This is a genomic window from Pseudomonas sp. 2 (assembly GCF_056627435.1).
In genome coordinates this window covers 156,507-175,410 of sequence record NZ_JBWXNG010000010.1, presented here as the reverse complement: position 1 = coordinate 175,410, position 18,904 = coordinate 156,507, and the positions used below count along the sequence as shown (strand labels likewise).

Annotated in this window: 18 protein-coding genes; 10 read left to right on the top strand and 8 right to left on the bottom strand. The window is 62.5% G+C overall.

The annotated features are described in order from the left end of the window. Positions 1-199: 199 nt before the first annotated feature. Positions 200-658: a MarR family winged helix-turn-helix transcriptional regulator gene (locus tag AC1MEK_RS18025; RefSeq protein WP_480397636.1), complete on the bottom strand. Its 459-nt coding sequence runs from the start codon at positions 656-658 to the stop codon at positions 200-202. Positions 659-838: 180 nt separating this feature from the next. Continuing rightward, positions 839-1,888, bottom strand: coding sequence for a 2,5-dihydroxypyridine 5,6-dioxygenase (locus tag AC1MEK_RS18020; RefSeq protein WP_480397635.1), 1,050 nt, complete (start codon positions 1,886-1,888; stop codon positions 839-841). A 358-nt stretch (positions 1,889-2,246) separates the two neighbouring features. Between AC1MEK_RS18020 and AC1MEK_RS18015 the strand changes: the two genes are divergently transcribed. The 4 genes from AC1MEK_RS18015 to AC1MEK_RS18000 all read left to right on the top strand — a co-directional run bounded on the left by AC1MEK_RS18015 (position 2,247) and on the right by AC1MEK_RS18000 (position 6,705). After that, complete coding sequence (locus tag AC1MEK_RS18015) at positions 2,247-3,395, top strand: FAD-dependent monooxygenase (protein ID WP_480397634.1); 1,149 nt, start codon at positions 2,247-2,249, stop codon at positions 3,393-3,395. Next, positions 3,392-4,210 (top strand): alpha/beta fold hydrolase, encoded by an 819-nt coding sequence (locus AC1MEK_RS18010; RefSeq protein ID WP_480397633.1) that lies wholly within the window; start codon positions 3,392-3,394, stop codon positions 4,208-4,210. The genes AC1MEK_RS18015 and AC1MEK_RS18010 overlap by 4 nt, the downstream gene beginning before the upstream one ends. A 167-nt stretch (positions 4,211-4,377) precedes the next feature. Then, positions 4,378-5,010: an N-carbamoylsarcosine amidohydrolase gene (locus AC1MEK_RS18005; protein ID WP_480397632.1), complete on the top strand. Its 633-nt coding sequence runs from the start codon at positions 4,378-4,380 to the stop codon at positions 5,008-5,010. Between the two features lie 381 nt (positions 5,011-5,391). Further along, positions 5,392-6,705 carry an MFS transporter gene (locus AC1MEK_RS18000; protein ID WP_480397631.1) on the top strand — a complete coding sequence of 438 codons (1,314 nt, stop codon included), beginning with the start codon at positions 5,392-5,394 and terminating at the stop codon, positions 6,703-6,705. 128 nt (positions 6,706-6,833) lie between these two features. On the opposite strand, the gene AC1MEK_RS17995 is transcribed toward AC1MEK_RS18000, so the two are convergent. Both AC1MEK_RS17995 and AC1MEK_RS17990 read right to left on the bottom strand, forming a co-directional pair. Continuing rightward, entirely contained in the window at positions 6,834-7,769 is a 936-nt protein-coding gene (locus AC1MEK_RS17995) for an aldo/keto reductase (protein ID WP_480397630.1), read from the bottom strand. Beyond that, on the bottom strand, positions 7,766-9,073 hold the full coding sequence (locus tag AC1MEK_RS17990; RefSeq protein ID WP_480397629.1) for an NTP/NDP exchange transporter: 1,308 nt from the start codon (positions 9,071-9,073) through the stop codon (positions 7,766-7,768). Before AC1MEK_RS17990 ends, AC1MEK_RS17995 begins: the two co-directional genes overlap by 4 nt. Before the next feature lie 188 nt (positions 9,074-9,261). Between AC1MEK_RS17990 and AC1MEK_RS17985 the strand changes: the two genes are divergently transcribed. The 3 genes from AC1MEK_RS17985 (at position 9,262) to AC1MEK_RS17975 (ending at position 11,268) form a co-directional block, all read left to right on the top strand. Further along, positions 9,262-9,597, top strand: a complete 336-nt coding sequence (locus tag AC1MEK_RS17985) for a hypothetical protein (RefSeq protein ID WP_480397628.1) — start codon at positions 9,262-9,264, stop codon at positions 9,595-9,597. A 172-nt stretch (positions 9,598-9,769) separates the two neighbouring features. Beyond that, entirely contained in the window at positions 9,770-10,342 is a 573-nt protein-coding gene (locus AC1MEK_RS17980; protein ID WP_480397627.1) for a TetR/AcrR family transcriptional regulator, read from the top strand. Between the two features lie 62 nt (positions 10,343-10,404). Continuing rightward, positions 10,405-11,268 carry an SDR family NAD(P)-dependent oxidoreductase gene (locus AC1MEK_RS17975; protein WP_480397626.1) on the top strand — a complete coding sequence of 288 codons (864 nt, stop codon included), beginning with the start codon at positions 10,405-10,407 and terminating at the stop codon, positions 11,266-11,268. Positions 11,269-11,398: 130 nt separating this feature from the next. Here the strand turns inward: AC1MEK_RS17975 and AC1MEK_RS17970 are convergent, their stop codons facing one another. After that, on the bottom strand, positions 11,399-11,740 hold the full coding sequence (locus AC1MEK_RS17970; protein WP_480397625.1) for a carboxymuconolactone decarboxylase family protein: 342 nt from the start codon (positions 11,738-11,740) through the stop codon (positions 11,399-11,401). 113 nt (positions 11,741-11,853) lie between these two features. Between AC1MEK_RS17970 and AC1MEK_RS17965 the strand changes: the two genes are divergently transcribed. Continuing rightward, positions 11,854-12,765 carry a cupin domain-containing protein gene (locus AC1MEK_RS17965; protein ID WP_480397624.1) on the top strand — a complete coding sequence of 304 codons (912 nt, stop codon included), beginning with the start codon at positions 11,854-11,856 and terminating at the stop codon, positions 12,763-12,765. On the opposite strand, the gene ligD is transcribed toward AC1MEK_RS17965, so the two are convergent. Then, positions 12,762-15,374, bottom strand: a complete 2,613-nt coding sequence (gene ligD / locus AC1MEK_RS17960) for a DNA ligase D (RefSeq protein ID WP_480397623.1) — start codon at positions 15,372-15,374, stop codon at positions 12,762-12,764. The two genes, AC1MEK_RS17965 and ligD, sit on opposite strands and share 4 nt — an antisense overlap. 59 nt (positions 15,375-15,433) lie before the next feature. Next, complete coding sequence (gene ku, locus AC1MEK_RS17955) at positions 15,434-16,369, bottom strand: non-homologous end joining protein Ku (protein WP_480397622.1); 936 nt, start codon at positions 16,367-16,369, stop codon at positions 15,434-15,436. A gap of 252 nt (positions 16,370-16,621) precedes the next feature. Here ku and AC1MEK_RS17950 point away from each other — a divergent pair, with 252 nt between their 5' ends. Both AC1MEK_RS17950 and AC1MEK_RS17945 read left to right on the top strand, forming a co-directional pair. Beyond that, positions 16,622-17,803, top strand: a complete 1,182-nt coding sequence (locus AC1MEK_RS17950) for an MFS transporter (protein WP_480397706.1) — start codon at positions 16,622-16,624, stop codon at positions 17,801-17,803. Positions 17,804-17,932: 129 nt separating this feature from the next. Beyond that, positions 17,933-18,655, top strand: coding sequence for an SDR family oxidoreductase (locus AC1MEK_RS17945; protein WP_480397621.1), 723 nt, complete (start codon positions 17,933-17,935; stop codon positions 18,653-18,655). Positions 18,656-18,714: 59 nt separating this feature from the next. Here the strand turns inward: AC1MEK_RS17945 and AC1MEK_RS17940 are convergent, their stop codons facing one another. Continuing rightward, positions 18,715-18,885, bottom strand: coding sequence for a hypothetical protein (locus AC1MEK_RS17940; RefSeq protein WP_480397620.1), 171 nt, complete (start codon positions 18,883-18,885; stop codon positions 18,715-18,717). Positions 18,886-18,904 lie beyond the last annotated feature (19 nt).

Here is an 18,904-nt window from a genome sequence, read left to right as displayed (position 1 = left end):
GGATGGCATGAACAGCCCCTGCCCCGTAGCAGCCGGGCTTGCCCGCGGGGCGGTGTGTCAGTCGATGAATTCTTCACAGACATATCGCATTACCTGTAGGAGCGAATTCATTCGCGAAACGGTGTTTCAGGCGGTACATCTCCTGCGCCTGTCCCACCTTCGCGAATGAATTCGCTCCTACAGAGAACCGCGGTGCGTTTTATTCTCCAGGCTCATCAATCAGCTTGCGCAGCAGAAACAGCACCGCCACGCGCTCGGCCGGGTTGAGCCTGCTCAGGGTCAGCTCGCTGATCTGCGCGGCACGGGGCACGGTCTCCTGCACCAGCGCAAGACCGCTGTCGGTCAGGCTGCAGATGACCTTGCGCCGGTCCTGCGGGTCGGGGTCCAGGCTGATCAGGTCGCGAGCCTTGAGGCGGTCGACGATGCCGCGAATGGTCGCTTGGTCAACGGCTGTGGCCTTGACCAGCTCGGTCTGGGAACTGGGTCCGTGATCACGCAACGCACACAGCGTGACGAACTGCACGGCGGTGAGCTGCGAGTCGCCGACGTTCTGCTGGAAGATCGCCAGATGGCGCTGGTACGCCTTGCGCAGCAGATGGCCGACCTGCTCGGAAAAGGTGTAGGACTGATGGTTGTCGGAGGGGTTGTCAGTGGACACGGGTGGCTCGTTCGCAGGATCGGGGGTGGCGGTACATTAACGGTTGTGGGCAGGCAGGGGAATCTTCAGGCTACGCCCCTCCCTGTAGGAGCGAATTTATTCGCGAAAATAGATCAGGCGATAGAGATGCACCGTCTGAACGATCTTTCGCGAATGAATTCGCTCCTACAGAGGGATCGGCTAAACCTTGGAAGCCTCTGGCGCCACCACATCCCCTCCCACCACCACCGCCTGGTCATCCAGATAGATGTCGCAATGGCGCAGCGGAATATCCAGATGGCATGGCGTCTTGCGCGTGCCGCCCACTTCGGTATTCGGCCCGGTGGAGAACAGGAAGTTGCCGTAGAACGCCCGGGCGTCCATGCACATGCCGTCGTTCTTGTCGTGCAGGCCCATGGCGGTCCACTGCGCGCGCGGCTGCAGGCCCCAGCCGATGTGGGAGATGCCGTACACCTCCGGGTCGTTGAAATACTTCATGTAGTCACGCAGGTACTCGGCCTCGAAACCACCGTGAATCTTCGTGATAAAGCCCTTCTCGATCTCCAGGGTGATCCGCTCACGAGAGTAGTTCTTGAACGGCAATACGATGTCACCGACGTCGATGACCAGCGTGCCCTCGGCGGTTTCCTCGTTCGGCCAGGAGAACAGAAAACCGCTGGGCCAGTGGTCCCAACGCCCGGGCTCGTCGGCGAAACCGTACTCGGTGACCGAAGGATACTGCCCCAGCTGCGCACGGAAATCGCTGCCGGCACGGGACTTCACATGGATCGAGCGCGCCCCTTTGAGCACCTGCTCGGCGGCCAACACCCGCTCTTTGTCCGCCAGGGTCGGCAGCATGCGCGCCAGCACTTCAGGCGGTTCGACCGCCAGCAGAATCCGCGTGCCGGTCTTGAGGATCTGCTCCTGTTCCGGCGAGTGCAGCAGCATCATGGTGTCGACGATCAGGTCCGCCGCTTCCAGCGCCCGTTGCGCGGCGATGTTGCCGGTCAGAGCGGTGTCGCCGCAGTAGGCGGTCATGTCGTTGCCCATGGCCCTGGGGTGGTTGAACGACGGCAGCTCCACCGCGTACACCTTGGCACCCAGACGCTGCGCGGCATCCATGGCCGCGCGCACCGTGCGCGCATCGGAATAGTGGCTCTTGAGCACCGCCACGCTCTGGGTCGCGTCCACCTTCGACAGCGTCAGCACGTGTTCGAACATCTGGGTCAATTCGCAATCGCTAACCGGCATTTCTTTTCTCCTGGCGTTTGAAGCGGGGGGCATCGTGCGTTGCTCAAGATGCACCAGCGAAAGGCACCGCGCTCCGGATTAGTGCAAATTTTAAAGCGTACACACTTATAAAAAGCGATCAGACATCAAATTCAGATTGACTGCAATAGGCAGACCAGTTTGTTACCCATGCACACATACCCCTATATTTATGGGTTACAAAGGGTGACATGCCCATTTACGACGTCGCACAGTTAATTTTCAAAAAGCAGTTCACTTTTAAATTTTTCAGCGTATACACTTTAAAAACGCGAATGACTGACTATGCTCAATCGCCACACCCTTACCGAAGATTCACGAAACACGAAGGAAGTGCGCCATGCCAACCACGCAAAAAATCGCCATCGTCGGAGCCGGTCTCGGAGGGGCAGCCGCCGCCACGCTGTTGCAGCAGGCCGGTTTCACAGTCGATATCTATGAGCAGGCGCCGGAGTTCTCGCGCATCGGTGCGGGGATCCACATGGGCCCCAACATCATGAAAATCTTCCGCCGCATGGGCATCGAACAACGCCTGAGCGACATGGGCTCGCACCCGGATTTCTGGTTCAGCCGCGATGGCGCCACTGGCGACTACATGTCCCGCATCGCGTTGGGCGAGTTCTCACGCAAGGAATATGGCGCGGCCTACATCACCGTGCACCGCGGCGATCTGCATGCGCTACAGATGTCGACCCTGGCCCCTGGCAGCGTGCACTTCAGCAAATGCCTGACCACCCTTGAAGAACGCGACAACAGCGTGCGCCTGAACTTCGCCGATGGCACCCACGCCGACGCCGACATCGTGATCGGCGCCGACGGCATCAACTCGAAGATCCGCGAAGAACTGCTCGGTTTCGAGAAACCGCTGTACAGCGGCTGGGTGGCCCACCGCGCCCTGATCCGCAGCGAAGTGCTGACCAAGTACAACCTGGACTTCGAGAACTGCGTGAAATGGTGGAGCGAGGATCGTCACATGATGGTCTACCACACCACCGGCAAGCGCGATGAGTACTACTACGTCACCGGCGTGCCTCATGCGGCGTGGGATTTCCAGGGCAATTTCGTCGACAGCAGCCAGGCAGAAATGTACGAGGCCTTCGCCGGCTATCACCCCACCGTGCAGGCGCTGATCGAATCCACCGAAAGCGTCACCAAGTGGCCGCTGCTTAACCGTAATCCGCTGCCGCTGTGGAGCCGCGGCCGCCTGGTGCTGCTGGGCGATGCCTGCCACCCGATGAAGCCGCACATGGCCCAGGGCGCCGGCATGGCCATCGAAGACGCTGCCATGCTGACCCGCTGCCTGCAGGAAACCGGCATCAGCGACTACCGCACCGCCTTCGAGCTCTACGAAGCCAACCGCAAGGAGCGCGCCTCCCGCGTGCAGGCCGTGTCCAACGCCAACACCTGGCTGCGTACCCAGGAAGATCCGGCCTGGGTCTACGGTTACGACCTCTACGCCCAAGCACTGAAATCGGGGGTGGCAGCGTGAGCACCTTCATTCACGGCGGCAACGTCCAGGCCAATGGCATTCGCCAGCACTACCTGCGCTACGGCGGCACCCGCCATGCAGGGCAACCGGCGCTGATCCTGATCCCCGGCATCACCAGCCCGGCGATCACCTGGGGCTTCGTCGCCGAACGCCTGGGGCAGTATTTCGACACCTACGTGCTGGACGCGCGGGGTCGCGGCCTGTCTTCCTCGGGGCCGGACCTGGACTACAGCGTCGACACCTGCGCCAATGACATCAGCGCTTTTGCCGAGGCGATGGGCATCGACAGCTATCACCTGGTCGGCCATTCGATGGGCGCGCGTTTTGCCGCCCGCACTGCAGTGCGCAACCCGCGCGGGCTGCAAAGCCTGGTGTTGATCGACCCACCGGTGTCGGGCCCGGGCCGCCGCGAATACCCGTCGAAGTTGCCGTGGTATGTCGACTCGATTCGCCAATCGCAACAAGGCATGAGCGCCGACGACATGCGCGCGTTCTGCCCGACATGGACCGAGGAGCAATTGCAGCTGCGCGCCGAGTGGCTGCACACCTGCTATGAGCCGGCTATCGTGCGCGCCTTCAACGACTTCCATGAAGTGGACTTCCATCAGGACCTCCCGAAGCTGCCGGTGCCTGCCCTGCTGATCGTCGCCGGTCGCGGTGGTGTGATTCAGGCCGAGGACGAAGCCGAGATCCGACAGTTGCAACCGCAGATTCTGATCGCCCGCGTGGAAAACGCCGGCCACATGATTCCGTGGGACAACCTGCCGGGGTTCTTTGCGGCGTTCGGGGATTTTCTGGGCACACCACTGCGCTAACGCCAGGTGCAATTTCCTTGTGGGAGTGAGCTTGCTCACGAAGAGCGTCAGTCTCTATCCCTGTAGCTGACGTACCGCTTTCGTGAGCAAGCTCACTCCCACAGGAACTCCACCAGCAACAAAATCGGGTATCAGCTTTCAAGCCGTTAGTTCTCAAGGAGAACGGGATGAGTAATCAACAAAGCGTCGACGCCAACTACCAGGGCGTATGGGGCAACCGCATCGGTTTTGGCAACAAGCCTGCACTGCTGATGATCGACTTCATGCAGGGCTACACCCAACCGGGTGCGCCGCTGTTCGCGCCCGGCGTGGTCAGTGCCGTGGCCGAGAGCGTCGAGCTGCTGGCAGCGGCGCGCCGACAGGGCATCCCGGTGGTGCACACCAACATCCGCTACCACGCCGAGCATTTCGCCGATGGCGGTGTGTGGGTGAAGAAGGCGCCGGTGATGAAGGACATGGTCGAAGGCAATCCGCTGGCGGCGTTCTGCGAAGAAGTGCTGCCGACCCCTGAAGAAGTGGTGATCAGCAAGCAGTACGCCAGCTCGTTCTTCGGCACCTCGTTGGCATCGATGCTGCACGCACAGGGCATCGACACCGTGGTGCTGGCCGGTTGCTCCACCAGCGGCTGCATCCGCGCCACCGCTGTGGATGCGGTGCAGCACGGTTTCCGGACCATCGTGGTGCGCGAATGCGTCGGCGATCGCCACCCCGATCCTCACGAAGCCAATCTGTTCGACATCGATAGCAAATATGGCGATGTCGTCAGCAAGCAGGAGGCGATAGACCAATTCAGGAAATGAACCCGGATCTGTAGGAGCGAATTCATTCGCGAAACGATGTTTCAGGCGATACATCTCTTTCGCCTGCCCCACCTTCGCGAATGAATTCGCTCCTACAGGGATAAGCGACACCGGCAGAACGGATTTCCGCCACCAGAACCAGCCCGATAGAGCGCTGGTCGCGTAACCCGATTGCGCACTCACTGGACGCTGCCCGGCCATGGATCGGCCAGGCGTTGCCCAGTCTTCTGACACTGCCTTTGGAAGCCGCCTGCAGGTGCTTGCCAAAGTACTTGATGTGCGGCAAACAAAAACCACAACAGGCCGTATGAGAACGTCGCCAACCCGGGCAAAATCAGCCGCCGCGGCGCTCAAAGGTCATAGAACCGCCAGGAGACACCCATGCCCTCTGCGAATGTAGAAACCTCCGCGTCAGATGCCGCGGACCCGATCAAGGCGCTGTACCACAAGATCACCTGGAAGCTCATTCCGTTCCTGTGTTTCTGCTACCTGGCTGCCTACCTGGACCGCATCAACATCGGCTTCGCCAAGCTGCAGATGCTCGACCAGCTGCACTTCAGCGAAACCGCGTTCGGCCTCGGTGCCGGGCTGTTTTTCGTCGGTTACATCCTGTTCGAAGTGCCCAGCAACCTGATCCTGGAAAAGGTCGGCGCGAAGATCTGGATCGCCCGGATCATGATCACCTGGGGCGCATTGTCGGTGTGCACGCTGTTCGTCACCACGCCCATGCAGTTCTATGTGCTGCGCTTTTTTCTCGGCGCCGCCGAAGCCGGTTTCCTGCCGGGCGTGCTGTTCTATCTGACCACCTGGTTTCCGACCTACCGACGCGGGCGCATCATCGCCCTGTTCATGATCGGCCTGCCGCTGTCCAGCGTGATCGGCGGCCCGCTGTCCGGCTGGATCATGGGCCACTTCGACCAGAGTGCAGGCCTGCGCGGCTGGCAGTGGCTGTTCCTGATCGAAGGCATCCCCAGCGTGCTGCTCGGCGTGTTGACCTTCTGGGCGCTGCCCAATGCCCCCAAGGACGCCAAATGGCTGAACAGCGAGGAGCAATCGCTGCTCGAAGGCGAGCTGCGTCTGGATGAAGCCGAGGGCAAGGACAGCAAGCACAGTTTTCGCGACGGTTTCTTCAACCTGAAGGTGTGGATGCTCGGCGGTATCGACTTCTCGATTCTGCTCAGCGCCTACGCCATGGGTTTCTGGATGCCGACCTTCATCAAGAACGCCGGGGTCACCGACACCTTCCACATCGGCGTGCTGACCGCACTGCCCAGCGTCGCGGCGCTGATCGGCATGCTGATGATCGGTGCCAGCTCGGACCGTCGCCGCGAGCGCCGCTGGCACATCATCGTGCCGTTCTGGATCGGTGCCGTGGCGATGGCCGCGAGTCCCTTCTTCACCCATAACGTGGTCGCCACGGTCGTGCTGTTCGCCATCGCTTCGGCGGCGATCATCGGCGCGGTGCCGGTGTTCTTCAGCCTGCCGGCGACCTTCCTCAAGGGCCGTGCGGCCGCCACCGGCTTTGCCCTGGCCTGCTCGCTGGCGAACATCGCAGGGCTGGTGAGCAACTCCATGATGGGCATCGCCATCGACGTCACCGGCAGCAGCGCCGGGGCGTTGTGGTTCTTTGCCGGGTGCCTGGTGCTGAGCAGTCTGTTGGTGGTGGCGTTGCCTGCCAAATTGGTGAATCGCTAAACAACGTGTTCTGTTTGCGCGGTCTTCTGTAGGAGCGAATTTATTCGCGAATGATCGATTAGGCGATACATCTCTATCGCCCGATCGTTTTTCGCGAATAAATTCGCTCCTACAGGTACAGAGACGCATCAAACCAACGCAATCAACTGCTGGCGCTGGGCATCGGTCAGCAACGGCCCTGCCGCCGCGCTGGCATTCTCCCTCATGTATTTCGGATTACCCGTCCCCGGAATGGCGCAGGTCACCGCCGGGTGAGAGATCAGGAATTTCAGCGCCAGGTGCGCCCAGCTTTTCGCCTGCACCTGCGCGGCCCACCCCGGCAGCGGTTTGTCGCGCAGCCTTCCCAACAACCCACCACCGCCAAACGGCCGATTACAGATCACCGCCACGCCACGCTCACGGCACAGCGGCAGCAATCGCGCCTCGGCGGCGCGGTCATCCAGCGCGTAGTTGATTTGCAGAAAATCCAGCGGCTCGGCCTTCAGTACCGCCTCCACTTCGTCATAGGCCGACGAGGTGTAATGGGTGATGCCGATGTAACGAATACGCCCCTGCTCCTTCCACTGGCGCAAGGTCGGCAGGTGGGTTTTCCAGTCAAGCAGGTTGTGGATCTGCATCAGGTCGATGCGATCGGTCTGCAGCAACCTGAACGAGTCCTCCATCTGCGCGATGCCCGCCTCGCGGCCTCGGGTCCAGACCTTGGTGGCCAGAAACGCCGGCGAGCGCGGCCGATGGATCGAGAGCAACTCGCCGGTGGTCTGCTCGGCGCGGCCGTACATGGGCGAGCTGTCGATCACTGTACCGCCGGCGTGAAACAGTTCGCTGAGCACCTGGGGCAGCAGCTTGTAGGCGTCACTGTCAGGCGCCACATCGAAACCGCGATAGGTGCCCACGCCGATCATCGGCAAGGCTTCGCCACTGGAAGGAATGTTGCGGGTCAGCATCTTCACGTCTCCTTGGGCGCCGGACGTGGCACCTGCTGCAGAATCGAACACAAGCGCCGCCGACACACCGGCGGCCAGGGTGACGAAGCGTCTTCGGGTGAACAGCGTAGCGTCGTTCATGGCATGCTCCTGTTTTCGGCGTCGCGCTTGCGCTCTTCCTGGCGTTCGGCCATCCACGCCGCCAGCCAGCTCCACAGCCCGACAAACGGCACGATCAACAGCGCCAGTACGCCAAAACCGGCGCCCAGCGCGGTCAACCCCACCGACAGCCAGCCACTGGCGGCATCGCCACCACGATAGACCAGCGTCTCAATGACGTTCTTGGATTTGTACTTCTCTTCCCGGCTGACCACGGTCCACAGCACCTCGCGACTTGGCCGCACAATGGCGAATTCCACCGCACGCCGCAGCCCCTGGGCCAGCGCGACACTGGCCGGCACCGGCGCCAGCGCCATGGCGGCGAAGGCCACCAAAGTCGCCATGGGCATGGCCGCCAGTGCACCGCTGATGCCGATCAGGCGGATCAATGGCGCCGTCAGCAGCAACTGGAAGATCAGGGTCAGCGCCGACACGATCAGGTCGACATAGGCGAAGAACTGCGTGCGCGTGGCAACGCTGGCGTAACTGTCGGCCACGATGCGGCCCTGCTCGAAATACAGCAGGGTCGCCGCGCTGGTGTGCAACAGCATGAACAGCACCATGCCCTGCAGATAGCGGGATCTGAGAATCAGCGTGACCCCGGCCAGCACGCCGCCACCCATGCTGCGGCTCTCCTCGCCCATACGCTGATAACCGCCCTCGCCTGCTTCGCTGAGGTTGCGCGGCTGGGTCCGTTTCAGCAAAGCGCGATAACAGCGCACGGCGATTTCCAGCAGCACGGCGGCAGCAAGAGTCAGCGCCACCGGGCCCAGACGGGTGGCCATGGTCGCGGCCAGCAGCGGCCCGATAAAGGTCCCCAGCGTGCCACCGGCGGCAATGAAGCCGAACAACCGTCGCCCCTGCTCGTTGGAGAAACGATCGACCAGCACGCTCCAGAACACTGTAACGATGAACAGGTTGTAGACGCTGATCCAGACGAAGAACACCCGCCCCACCAGCACCGGCGCATCATGACGGGCGATCAGCACGCCGAAGATCAGCATCGACAGCGCCACCAGCCGGTACACCAGCGGCACGAAGCGGATGGCCGGCAATCTGGCGACCACTGCGCCATACAGCGGCACGGCGATCAGCATCACCACGAAGGTCGCGCTGAACAGCCATTGCAGTTTGTCGGCGCCGCCTTCCAGCCCCAGCGCATCGCGCAGCGGCCGCACCAGGTAATAACTGGCCAGCACGCAGAAATGAAAGACGAAGCCCAACAGCAGCGCGGCCCGCTCATGGGCGCGAACCTCGAGGCCTTTAAGAGGCGAAAAGCTGGTCATGACGAGGGATCATCGGCACGCAGGTGTCCGGGACAAGCCATTGCGAATCTCCTGTTCGAGCACTGTGAGGTCGACCGCCAGTGCGCCGGGTCGGTTCAACGGCCATTTCGTCTGCCCGGACACGTTGCCGGGAACACCGTGGGCGCGCCATGCGTCACAACCTATGCACTGACCATGGAGGCGTTGAGATGAAAACGGTGATCACCCTGCAAGAACTCGCCGAAGCGGACCTGCGGCCGTACAAGGAAGTCTGGCTGACTTCGGCGCAAGCGCTGGCCGAAAGTGGCCACAGCGAAGACGAACTGTGCCTGTGGCGCTCCAATGAAGCCTTCACCCACGACATGCTCAGCGAAGGCACCCATGACCAGAACCTGTCCGGCGTGTGGCTGGTGGTCGACGACATCGACGATCCGGACCAGGTGCTGGACATCGAAAACGACGTGCGCCAGCGCTTGCAGGCGCTGGGGCTCAAGGGGGAGTTCTATCCGGCGCAGACGGGAGGCCGGAATACCTCGATGGGGTGAACCATACCTGTAGGAGCGAATTTATTCGCGAAAGATGGATAAGGCGATGGAGATGTATCGCCTGGATAATCTTTCGCGAATGAATTCGCTCCTACAGAGTGGAGATTGCGCTTGCCGAAGACATGTCTCGAGCGTATAAATGAGCGCCTACTCACTTATTAAACAATTTCCCATGGCCCGCCCCAAAAGCGAAGACAAGCGCAATGCCCTGATCGATTCCGCTCTGCAGGTGTTCGCCGAGCAGGGCCTGGGCGCGCCCACGTCTAAGATCGCCAAGGGCGCGGGGGTGGCCGAGGGCACGCTGTTCAACTATTTCGAGACCAAGGACGAGCTGCTCAACCAGCTGTACCTGGAGCTAAAGGCACAGCTGCGCGACGCCATGATCCCGGGCTACCCGACCACGCCGGATCTGAAAGCCCGCCTGCATCACGCCTGGCACACCTACGTCGGCTGGGGCGTGGCCAACCCGCAAAAGCGCAAAGTCATGGCGCTGCTGATGATGTCCGATCGCGTCTCCGACGCCAGCAAGCGCTCGGGCAGCGAAGACTTCAAGGACATCCACCAGCACATGCAGGAAGGCACGGCCTGCGGCGCGTTGCGCGATCAGCCCACGGCGTTCATCGCCGCGATCATGCGCTCGCTCGCCGACACCACCATGGATTTCATGAGCAACGAGCCCGAGCACGCCGAGCGCTACTGCGAAGCGGGCTTTGCGGCGTACTGGAATGCAATTGCAAGGGACTGAGTTTTTTTGCCTTTTAAATGAGTGATTACTCAATCACATACTGATGAAACAGGAGATTGATCATGTCCAAAGTCTGGTTGATTACCGGGTGTGCCAGCGGCCTGGGTCGCGACATCGCCGAGGCGGTACTGGCGTCGGGCGACCGTTTGCTGGCAGCGGCGCGCGGCATCGAGCGGCTGGATGATCTGCGGCAGCGTTATGGCCAGCAGATTGTGCCCTTCGAGCTCGACGTCACCGATGCCCTCGCCGCGCAGGCGGCGGTGGAGGCCGCCGTGCAGGCGTTCGGACGGCTGGATGTGCTGGTCAACAACGCGGGTTTCGGCCACATGCTGCCGTTCGAGCAGATCGACGCGGCGGACTTTCGCTATGAGTTCGAGACCAATTTCTTCGGCGTGGTCAACCTGTGCCGCGCCGCCGTGCCGGTCATGCGCGAGCAGGGGTCGGGGCACATCATCCAGATCTCGTCGGTGGGCGGCCGCCTGGCGAGCCTGGGCATGAGCGCCTATCAGTCGGCGAAGTGGGCGGTGGGCGGGTTTTCCGATGTGCTGGCGGCGGAAGTCCGACCGCTGGGGATTCGGGTGACGACCCTGGAGCCCGGCGGCATGCGCACCAACTGGGCATTGCGCGCACGGGGCGCCGACACGCCGATCATGGCGCCTTATCAGGAACACCTGGGTGGCCGACGCGAACTGCTGCGCAATCTGGCGGGCAACGAAAACAGCGATCCGGCGCGGGTGGCGCAGGTCGTGCTGAAGATCGCCGAACACGAACAGCCGCCCCTGCGCCTGCTACTAGGCAGCGACGCCCTGAGCAACCTGGCCCCGGTGGAAAACAACCGCGCCGCCAGCGCCGAACGCTGGAAGGCGATCAGCACGGCGGTGGATGTCACGGCCAGCGGGCCGGTGCCGGATTTGCCCCAGGTATAAAAGCCAATACCTGATGCCTTTCAGCCCCGTAGCAGCAGGGCTTGCCCGCGGGCGATCTTGAGGACGCCCCCGCCGGCAAGCCGTGCTGCTACGGGTTAAAGGTCAGCCGCGAGCACCCTTGTGTCGCAGGTTATTTCTTCAACGCGTCATACGCTTCCAGCGCGTGCATCGAGTAGATGTACGCCGCCCCCGCGTTCAGCGAGATGGCGGTGGCCAGTGCGGCGGCCACTTCTTCGCGGGTGGCGCCGGCGGCGATGGCGGCTTCGGAGTGGGCGCCGATACAGCCGTCGCAGCGGGTGGTGATCGCCACGGCGATGGAAATCAGCTCGCGGGTCTTGGCGTCGAGCACATTGTTTTCGGCAGCGGCGTCACCGAGCGCCTTGTACGCGGTGACCATTTTCGGGTTGGACTTCGACAGCGCGCCGAAGGATTTCTTGATGGTGGTAACGAGGTCGGGCCAATTGCTGAACATGGTGGTATCTCCTGAGATCGGCGACTAGACTGCGCCGGGAACACAGATAGTGTCCGCCTATGGCATTCGGGTAACTTGCTCGTTTGGCTCATTTCTTTGTCCGAAAGTCGCATATGAACGCCATCGACACGCTCATCACTCTAGCCGACGTACGCGGCAGCCTTGACCTGCGTTGCCAGTTCCAGGGCGACTGGGCGCTGGACCACGATCAGGAAGCCCGCGGTGTTGCGCCCTATCACATCGTGTTGTCCGGCCAGTGCCGCATCGAACTGCCGGACGGTCGTCGGTTGACCCTGTCAGGGGGAGACATCGCGGTGATGCCGCGCGGGATCGACCACGTGCTGACCAGCCCCGGCGAGCGCGTGGCCGCCTCACGTCCCAAGGTGCAAAGTGGCGGATTGCTGCCGATCAAGCGCTTCGGCGATGGCGCCGACCTTGACCTGCTCTGCGGACGCTTTCTCTATCAGCCCGACGCCCTGTTGCTCAGCGCCCTGCCCGATCACCTGGTCATCTCCAGCCAGTCGCTGAACCAGGGCGATCCGTTGCGCGCCTTGGTGGCGCTGTTGCGCAGCGAGGCTGAAAACAATCGCGCCGGCGGCCAGTTCATGGTCAACGCGCTTACCTCGGCGCTGTTCACCCTGGTGCTGCGCGCTCACCTGGAACAATCGCCGCAGAGTGAAGGCAGCCTGGCGTTATTGAGCGACCGGCGTCTGGGTCGCGCCTGGCAGGCGATGCTGCAGGACCCGGCCCACGACTGGACCGTCGAAGCCCTTGCGGAGCTGGCGAGCATGTCCCGCGCCACCTTCATGCGCAGTTTCAGCAAACTGGCCGGCAGCTCGCCCTGGACCCTGCTGACCCAGGTGCGCATGCAACTGGCGCTGGGGTTGTTGAGCCGCTCGCAAAGCGGCCTGTCCGATATCGCCGCCCAGGTCGGTTATCAATCCCAAGCGGCGTTCAGCAAGGTGTTCAAGGACACCTACGGCATGGCTCCCGGCCAGATGCGCCGCAGCCTCGACACTCATTAAGCCGGTGGCTTGGCCCCCAGCCGTTTCCACATCGGTTTGGTGATGCGCTGGGTGTTCTTGTACCCCGCCCACGGGTCGGCCTTGAGCTTGCGCAGGCGTTTGCCAAGGTTGGCGATGTTCCACTGCGCCGATGATTTCAGGCTCGTAAGCTCATCCCGAGTGACCGGCACCGACACCGGCAAGCCGGGCCTGGCCCGCGCCGAATAGGCGGCGACGGTACTGGCGCCCCGGGCGTTGCGCAGGTAATCGATGAAGATTTTGCCAACGCGGTTCTTCGGCCCCGACGTAGCACTGAAGCGCTCCGGCAGTTGCTTTTCCATGAACTGCGCCAGCGCCTTGGCAAACGCCTTGACCGTGTCCCAATCGGCCTTGCGCGCCAGCGGCACGATGATGTGCATGCCCTTGCCGCCACTGGTCTTGATAAACGCCTCCAGCCCCAGCTCGTCCAGCACGGCGAGGGTCATCTGGGTGGCCTCGATCATGCTGCGCCAGGGCAAGGCGGGGTCCGGATCCAGGTCGAGGACGAAATGGTCCGGCAGCTCGATCTTGTCGTAGGTCGAGCCCCAGGTGTGCAGCTCGATGGTGCCCATTTGCGCAGCGCCCACCAGTGCCTGCACGCTGTCGATCTCCATCAGCCGGGCGTGGCCGGGGTCGAGTTTCGCGTCCAGTTGCTTGATGTTGGGAATCGCCAGACGCTCGGAATGCTTCTGAAAGAACTGCTCGCCCTCCACGCCTTCCGGGCAGCGCAACAAGGCCACGGCGCGGTGGTCCAGATGCGGCAGAATCCAGTCGCTGATCGACTCGTAAAAATGCGCCAGGTCGACCTTGTGCAACCCGCTCTGCTGGTCGATCACCCGCTCGGGATGGCTGATGACCACGCCCGCCACCTCGATTCGTTCTGCATCTTTGGTCTTGCGTTTGCCGTTTTTTTCAGCTGTGACCTCGGGCGCGGCGGCACCCTTTTTCGAAGCCTTGGGCTTGAACGGCGCCTTGATGTCCTTCGGCGTTTTCGGGAATTCGTGGACCACCGCGCTGGCCGGCTTGTCGCTACGCAGGGCGATGAACGACGAATGGCGGATGATGCCTTCGCGGGTCCACTCGCCGAATTCCACCTCACCCACCAGCGTCGGTTCGACCCAATGCACGCCGCGGGCCTGGGCGCTGGTGAGTTTCTTGCCCAGGGGCGACGCGTCCTGCGCAAGCGGCTTGAGCCTTTCGTGGATATCACCCAGGGTTTTCTGGCTGAACCCGGTGCCGACCCGCCCGGCATACACCAGCCCGGCGCCCTCCTCGTTGACCGCCAGCAACAGCGCGCCAAACCCGCTGCGCGAGCCCTGCGGCTGGGTGAAGCCGACGATCACGAACTCCTGGCGCAGCTTGCACTTGAGCTTGATCCAGTCCGGGCTGCGGCGGGATTGATACAGGCTGCCCGCGCGCTTGCCGATCACCCCTTCAAGGGACAGCGAACAAGCGCTTTCGATAATGTCGCGGTGGTTGGCAGAGAACGCATCGGAGAAGCGCAGCAGACGGTTCTTGTGCTTGTTCAGCAGCTTCTTCAACGCCGCGCGGCGGTCTTCCACCGGCTTGTCGCGCATGTCCTGGCCGTTGAGAAACGGCACGTCGAACAGGTAATAGATGATGTCTTTCGTGCGCTCGATTTCGAAAGCGTTCTGCAGCGCCTGAAAATCCGGCAGGCCATCTTCGTTGAGCACCACCACTTCACCGTCGAGCCAGGTGTCCGGGGCTTCCAGCTCACTCAGGGCCTTGGCCTGCAAGGGCAAGCGCTCGGTCCAGTCGTGGCCGTTGCGGGTGATCAGGCGCACTTCGCCGTCGCGGATGCGGGTCATGATCCGATAGCCATCGAACTTGATTTCGTACAGCCACTGGCCTTCGGGCGGCGCGTCCATCAGGGTCGCCAGTTGTGGCGCGAGTTTGTCGGGGATCGCCGACTTTTTGCCTGCGGCCGGCTTGGCGGCCTTTTTGGCTGCCGGGGCAGAGGCCGCTTTGCGTTTGGTGGTTTTCGTCGGGGAGCGCTGCTCGCCCACCGTCGCGCCGCTGACCACACTTTCCGGCTTGTCGACCAGAATGTCGTAGTCATCGGCCGAGCGTACAGCCTCGTCCTTCTCCTTGATCAACAGCCACTGTTCCTTGTCGCCGCTGCCTTGCAGATGCGTGCGCACCAGCGCCCACTCGCCGGTGAGTTTCTCGCCGACCAGGGTGAACTTGAGTTTGCCGTCCTTGTAGGTCTGGCGCGGGTCGCCATGGGGCTGCCAGATGCCGCGATCCCAGACGATGACGTCGCCGGCGCCATATTGCCCCTCGGGAATGCTGCCCTCGAAGCTGCCATAACCCAGCGGGTGGTCTTCGACGTGAACCGCCAGGCGCTTGTTTTTCGGGTCCAGGCTCGGCCCTTTCGGCACCGCCCAGCTTTTCAGGGTGCCGTCCAATTCCAGGCGAAAGTCGTAATGCAGGTTGCGCGCATCGTGCTTGTGGATCACGAAACTCAGCGCCTTGCCCTTGCCCCCACGGGAGCGGACGGCGCTTTCAGGGGGCTCTGAGGTGATGTCGAAATTGCGCTTGCGGGTGTACTCACTCACGGGTTTTGCCATGATCGATAAAACCTCTGCACTTTTTTAGCCTCAGGCGCCCGGGCTTGCGTTGCGCAGCGTCAGGACGCCTTGGTGGTTTTCTTCCTTGCAGGGGCGCGCCGTTTGGCCGGTGGAGCATCACCCTCAACAGCAGCTTCAGCGGCAGCGGTTTTGCTCTTGCTGGCAGATTTGGTCTTTCCCGGGGCCTTGGCCGAAGCGCCACGGCTGCCCAGACTGCGTTTGAGCAATTCGGTGAGATCGATGACATCTGCGGATTTGCGCTCGGTCTGGCCGGCGTCGGTTTCCACACGTTCGATTTTGCCTTCCCGGGCCTTGGTCTCGACCAGCTTCATGATCTGGTCCTGGAACGTGTCGCGGTACTCTTCGGCGTCCGGCGTCCAGTCGGTGGACATGTCCTTGACCAGGCGCTTGGCCATGTCCAGTTCGCTCTTGCCCAGCTTGACGTCGGTGGCCGCCTTGGGCAGGTCCAGGCTGTCGAGCCCGTGCACTTCGGCGGGCCAGCGCAGCAACACCAGAATCAGCGCCGATTCCAGCGGCATCACCGCCGCCAGGTGCTGGCGCGTGCGGATCACCACATGGGCCAGCGCCACCTTATCGGTGTCTTTCAGGGTCTGCCGTAAGAGAGCGTAGACCTTCTCGCCGCGCTTGTCGGGTGTCAGGAAGTACGGCGTGTCGATGTTCGGCAGCGGAATCTGCGCGCTGTCGACAAAACCGAAGATATCGATGGTCTGGGTGGCGGCCGGATGGGCGGCGCGGATCTCTTCTTCGCTGATCACCACGTAGCGGCCCTTCTCGTACTGCACGCCCTTGACGATGTTGTCCTTGTTGATTTCCTTGCCGGTGGTCTTGTTGATCTTCTTGTAGCCCACCGGGTCCATGCTGCGCTTGTCCAGCCAGTCGAAATCGACCCCTTGCTGGGACGTCGCCGACACCAGCGCCACAGGAATATGCACCAGCCCGAAACTGATTGCGCCTTTCCAGATTGCCCGAGCCATCGCCTGTTTTCCCTTTGGGTGTATTCAGGAATGACCGGGGCGGCGCGGGAAAAGTTTCGAGGGATGTGGGGTGCAGCAAAGCGGACGCTGGGGTATTCCTCCAAGGCATGAATCATATCGCCAGCCCCGACCTTCTTAACGCAACGAAAAAGCGTTAGCTTTCCCTCACTTTCCGCCGAGCACCGATTCAGCGCCCTTGGGCCAACGGTGCGGCGCCTCCCCTGAATGCCCGTCGAGAGCCCCATGACTGCCATGACAGATGTCACCCACCGCGCGACGATGACCAAAGGCCTGGCGATGCTGTTCGCCTTTTGCTGCGGCGCCATCGTGGCCAACATTTACTACGCCCAACCCATCATCGGCCTGATCGCGCCAGATATCGGGCTGTCCAGCACACTGGCCAGTTTCATCGTGTCGCTGACCCAGATCGGCTATGCGCTGGGGTTGTTTTTCCTGGTGCCGCTGGGGGATCTGCTGGAGAACCGCCGGCTGATGATCGCCACCACCGCGGTGGCGATTCTGAGCCTGGCCAGCGCGGCCTTCGCCCAGACGCCCAACCTGTTTCTGCTGGCGTCCTTGCTGGTGGGTTTCAGCTCGGTGGCGGTGCAGATCCTGATTCCGCTGGCAGCGCATCTGGCCCCGGAAGAATCCCGCGGCCGGGTGGTCGGCAGCATCATGGGCGGCCTGTTGCTGGGCATTTTGCTGGCCCGGCCTGCGTCCAGCCTGATCGCCGACCACTTCGGCTGGCGCGCGGTGTTCGGCACCGCCGGCGTGCTGATGCTGCTGATCAGCGTCGTGCTGGCAACCACCATTCCCAAGCACCAGCCGGCCCACAGCGCCAGCTACGGGCAGTTGCTCAAATCGCTGTGGATCCTGCTGCGCCAACAGCCGGTGCTGCGTCAGCGGGCGTTCTACCAGGCATGCATGTTCGCCACCTTCAGCCTGTTCTGGACCGCCGTGCCGCTGGAACTGGCACGCAATCACGGCCTGTCCCAGAGCCAGATCGCGCTCTTTGCCCTGGTCGGCGCCATCGGTGCGGTCGCTGCACCCATCGCTGGCCGCCTGGCCGATGCCGGGCATACCCGGGTCGCCAGCCGCTTCGCCATGCTGTTTGCCGCGTTGAGTTTTCTGCCCAGCCTGGCGCAGCCATCCTACGCGGTCATCGGCATGGCGGTGACCGGCGTCGTGCTGGATTTCTGCGTGCAGATGAACATGGTCCTCGGCCAGCGTTCGGTGTACGCCCTGGACGCCAAGAGCCGCAGCCGCCTGAACGCCCTGTACATGACCAGTATTTTCATCGGCGGCGCGGCAGGCTCGGTGATCGCCAGCGCCCTGTATGACCACGGCGGCTGGAGCTGGATCGTGGTGGCCGGTAGCGCGTTTCCGTTGCTGGCGTTGCTGATGTTCCTGAAACACTCGACCCACAGACGCTGATTAGCCTTTGTAGGAGCGCGCTTGCCCGCGAATCGGTTGCTGCGGTGTATCAGGCACACCGCATCGCCGTCCTTCGCGGGCAAGCGCGCTCCTACAGGACGCAACCTTGTATTGATGGAGATTTACCCAATGTCCCAACGCACCTTCCTGATCACCGGCGCCAGCAAAGGCATCGGCCGCGCGCTGTCCGAACACCTGGCCGCAGCCGGCCATCACGTCGTAGGCATTGCCCGCAACGCGGACGACCCGACCTTCCCCGGCGTGCTCAAGGCCCTGGACCTGAGTGACAAGGACCAGACCCGCTGCGGCCTGGCCGAACTGGCCCAGCATTACCGCTTCGACGGCCTGGTGAACAACGTCGGCCTGGTGCGGCCGCAAGCGCTGGGGCAGATCCAACTGGATGACTTCGACGCGGTGATGGGCGTCAACCTGCACTCGGCCCTGCTCGCCACCCAGGCGCTGCTACCGAACATGCGCGAACAGGGCTGGGGCCGGATCGTCAACATCTCCAGCCTCACCGTACTGGGCATCACCCAACGCACCGCCTACGCCGCCGCCAAGGCCGCGCTGATCAGCTTCACCCGCTCCTGGGCGCTGGAACTGGCGCAAACCGGCATCACCGTCAACGCCATCGCCCCCGGGCCGACCGAAACCGAACTGTTCCGCCAGAACAACCCGCCCGGCAGCGAAGGCGAAAAACGCTACCTGGCCGGCGTGCCCATGGGCCGCTTCGGCCAACCCGAGGAAATCGCCTCGGCCATCGCGTTTCTGTTGTCCGAACAGAGCGGGTTTATCACCGGGCAGACGCTGTTCGTCGACGGCGGGGCTTCGGTGGGCAAGGCGGGGATTTGATCGAAGGCTTTCAACCACGAATAAAAAACCGCCTGCAAAGGCGGTCTTTTATTGAATGCTCAAGTTCGTAATCCAGCCATCGGGCCTGCGGGTTCAAGCACTTTCCCCAGGCTGAGACCCACCCGCAGAAAACGCTTTTGATTCTCGGAAAGCGATTGCGCAAACGCGCATGCCCGCGCTTTCGAATCCACGATCGACCGGAGCTTTTCCCTGCGTTTTTTCGCGTTCATAGACACCTCCCGCGTCTGG